The 3,270-nt window shown below is 35.3% G+C and carries 3 protein-coding genes and 1 pseudogene; 2 read left to right on the top strand and 2 right to left on the bottom strand.

Annotation, left to right across the window (positions count from 1 at the left end; genetic code table 11):
* Positions 1-494 (bottom strand): transposase (locus OZD66_RS04110; RefSeq protein WP_275021950.1); only part of this gene is annotated, 494 nt, incomplete at its 3' end.
* A gap of 24 nt (positions 495-518) precedes the next feature.
* Complete coding sequence (locus tag OZD66_RS04105) at positions 519-647, bottom strand: hypothetical protein (protein ID WP_256437790.1); 129 nt, start codon at positions 645-647, stop codon at positions 519-521.
* Between the two features lie 180 nt (positions 648-827).
* On the opposite strand from OZD66_RS04105, the gene ubiH reads away from it, so the two are divergent.
* A complete protein-coding gene (ubiH, locus tag OZD66_RS04100; protein WP_182366322.1) occupies positions 828-1,976 on the top strand; it encodes a 2-octaprenyl-6-methoxyphenyl hydroxylase in 1,149 nt (382 codons plus the stop codon).
* A 442-nt stretch (positions 1,977-2,418) separates the two neighbouring features.
* Positions 2,419-3,201: pseudogene (locus OZD66_RS04095) on the top strand (IS481 family transposase); the annotation flags it as partial.
* Positions 3,202-3,270 lie beyond the last annotated feature (69 nt).

Raw genomic sequence — 3,270 nt, 5'->3', positions numbered from 1 at the left:
GCTTTTTTGCTGTTTGTATTCAACATTACATGCAATTTTCTTGTCTGTTCATAGCTGCGATACTTTCTATCTTCGCTATTTTCTTTGCTATGACCAGGAGTGTTGTTGTATATACTAATTCCTGTACTGTCTATAGCAATTTCGATATCTTCCATATTATTTTTATCAATTCTGCAATCATTGATCTTAATATTGAGTTTCTTAAACCTTCTTGATGATTGTGAATAGCTGATAACTTGCAAATTTTTCCCAATTTGCTCAAGGTATCCTGCTATAAACCCAACTGTTTGCCTCAGGCCTATTCTAAATAAACAAGTTATTATGTGCACCAAAATTACAACTTTATCGCTATAAATATTGTTGCCACCTGGTATTTTTGGACCATTCTCGTACCACTTTTCTATGGCTTCGTTGATATAATGAAAAATATTTCCTCTTTTTTCTAGAAATTTGTTATATTCGCTATGGTTACTGACCCTCATTTTTTGTGGCATATTTTTTCTTTCAAGGTTAAATGGCTATTTTATAATGAATTTTGTCAGTAGCCACCAGATTTTTTCAGTTGCTATGCAACAAAGCCATCCCAGTGTCAAGCACTGGGATGACACCTTTATGTTTGAGGCAAAACCGGCCATAGCATTTAACACACTGCCTTCGCAAAATGTTCGTACAGTTGTTCGTTACGTGCTGGAATGACAAGGTGGAGTGTCTTTAGATGTCATCCAAGTAGCTGACACTGGGATCTAAAAAATTTAATTTATATATAAAGTTTGTTTAAACTATTTTCAAAACAGATAAAATATAATTTTACAATTAGCGTAAATAAAATGAATTATGATGTAATCATTTCAGGTGGTGGGTTACTTGGTCTTATTACTGCCATTGGCCTTAGTTGTGACTCTTTGTCTGTAGCTGTGATTGAAAAAAATAGTCTACCACGTGTAGTAGATGATAATCGAGCATTTGCTATTTCTCAAGGCTCGAAAAAAATATTGGAAAAGTTAGGGATTTGGCAGTTTGTGGAAAGTGAAGCTGAGCCAATACTTGATATATGCATATTAGATGCGGTTACTGTGCATTACAATCACAAAATGGTTAGCGAAGAGCCAATGGGTTATGTTATCAACAATGCTACTATATGGAATGCAATCAACAATAATTTTCTAAATAAACTGAATATATACTCTCCACATTCCTATAAAACAATTGCTTGTGATTCAGGATATGTGGAAGTGATTCTTGATAATAACCAGGAATTAATATCATCGCTACTTATCTGCGCTGAAGGCAAAAACTCTAGATTACCAGAGTTATTTTCTATACCGACAGTGAAATTTGACTATAAACAAAGTAGCATAGTATTTAATGTAAAGCATGAACTGCATCACCAAAACTTAGCTGTGGAGCGTTTTTTCCCTGGCGGTCCATTTGCAATTCTACCGATGAAGGGTGGCTATACTTCTTCGATAGTTTGGACAGAAAAATCTGAAATTTCAAAAATGCTAATGGATCTGTCTGAAGAAGAATTTATTATAGAGCTTAAAAAAAGATTTGGTTCTTATTTAGGAGAGATAAAATTAGAGGGTGAAAGAAAACTTTATCCTTTAAGTTTTGCTTTTGCAAAAAAGTTATATAAGGGTAGAGTTTTGCTTATCGGCGATGCAGCACATTCAATTCATCCAGTTGCAGGTCAAGGGCTTAATCTTGGAATTAGAGATGTAGAAAGTGTTATAAAGCACGTAGTTGCTGCAAAAGCGGCTGGTACTGATGTTGGCAGTAGTTATTTATTAAAGAAAATTTCACGTAACAGATACTTTGATAATTTTACAATGGCGCTTGCAACTGATGGATTAAATAGGATGTTTTCCAACAGAATATTCTGCGCTAAAGCACTAAGAAATCTTGGCTTGATTGCAGTTGAAAATTCAAATTTCCTCAAAAAACGCTTCATTCGGCATGCTATGGGATTTATATAAATCACTATTTTATAGCTAATGCAAGTCAGGTTTCCCACGTCATACCGCCGCGGTATCTTGGCCGCTAACACGTAGCGGGATGACGAATGTATCTGTTCAGCAGTTGTGTTAAAAGTCAATAGAAAAATTGATGTAGCTGTGGATAAGTACTTTTATCTGTATAAACGTGCTTATCCACAGCTATGCTGGCTCTTAGATAGAAACAGACAGAGAGTTATATTCCTCAGTAAAAACCCTGTCATCTCTGACTAAAGAGTTAGCAAGAATAAGCAATTTCCTCATGGCAGCAGTGGAAGCAATTTTATATGGCTTTTTATATTGACTATATAATCTAGTAAAGAAAGGTTTGATATAGGAATTAGGGGGGGAGGGGGGGATGTATGGTCCCAGAGTGTGATGGTATGATAAAATATGAGAAAACAATACCATCAAAGGAGGAATTATGGGACAAATATTACATGGGTGCGCCAAAACAACAGAGACAATTCGTAGAGCAATACAAAATAGTAAAGAGAGCATAGCAAAACTCTCCAGGTACTATAACCTTAATCCAAAAACTATCATTAAATGGAGAAAACGGTCTTTTGCCAAAGACGCTGATATGGGTCCGAAGCATGCAAGATCAACTGTTTTAACTTTAGAAGAGGAGGCTGTAATTGTTGCATTTCGTAAGCATACTCTATTGCCATTAGATGATTGTCTCTACGCTTTGCAAACCTCAATCCCACACTTGACTCGCTCTAGTCTACATCGTTGCTTACAGAGGCACAGCATTAGCAGACTACCAGATGTTGATGGCGAAGTTAAACCAAAAAAGAAATTCAAACAATATCCTATAGGCTATTTCCATATTGATATTGCAGAAGTCAGAACAGAAGAAGGAAAGTTATATTTGTTTGTTGCAATAGATAGAACATCCAAATTTACGTATGTTGAGTTGCATAAAAGTGCTACAAAACCTATAGCTGCTGAGTTTCTACGTAATTTGATTAAAATTTTACCATATAAAATCCACACTATTTTGACAGATAACAGTATACAATTTACCAACCAAAAACGCCATAAATACGCTTTTCAACATATATTTGATAGAGCTTGTGAAGAAAATGACATTGAACACCGTCTAACAAAAGTTAGCCATCCTTGGACAAATGGGCAAGTTGAGCGTATGAAAAAAACTTTAAAGAATGCCACTGTTAAGAAGTATTATAGCTCTTTCCATAAAAGTCCGGATGTGATAGGATAAGGATAGATGATGATAAGGAGGTTGAATGCCAGCAGCATATAGTTATGA

Origin of the sequence: Wolbachia endosymbiont of Drosophila baimaii (genome assembly GCF_028982185.1) — a bacterium.
GTDB classification, from domain to species: Bacteria; Pseudomonadota; Alphaproteobacteria; order Rickettsiales; family Anaplasmataceae; genus Wolbachia; species Wolbachia pipientis.
Note: the sequence above shows the minus strand (reverse complement) of the source record. Positions and strands in the feature narration are given on the sequence as shown.

Coding starts and splice junctions, on each gene's coding strand:
- ubiH (WP_182366322.1), top strand. CDS start 828: ATGAATTATGATGTAATCATTTCAGGTGGTGGGTTACTTGGTCTTATT.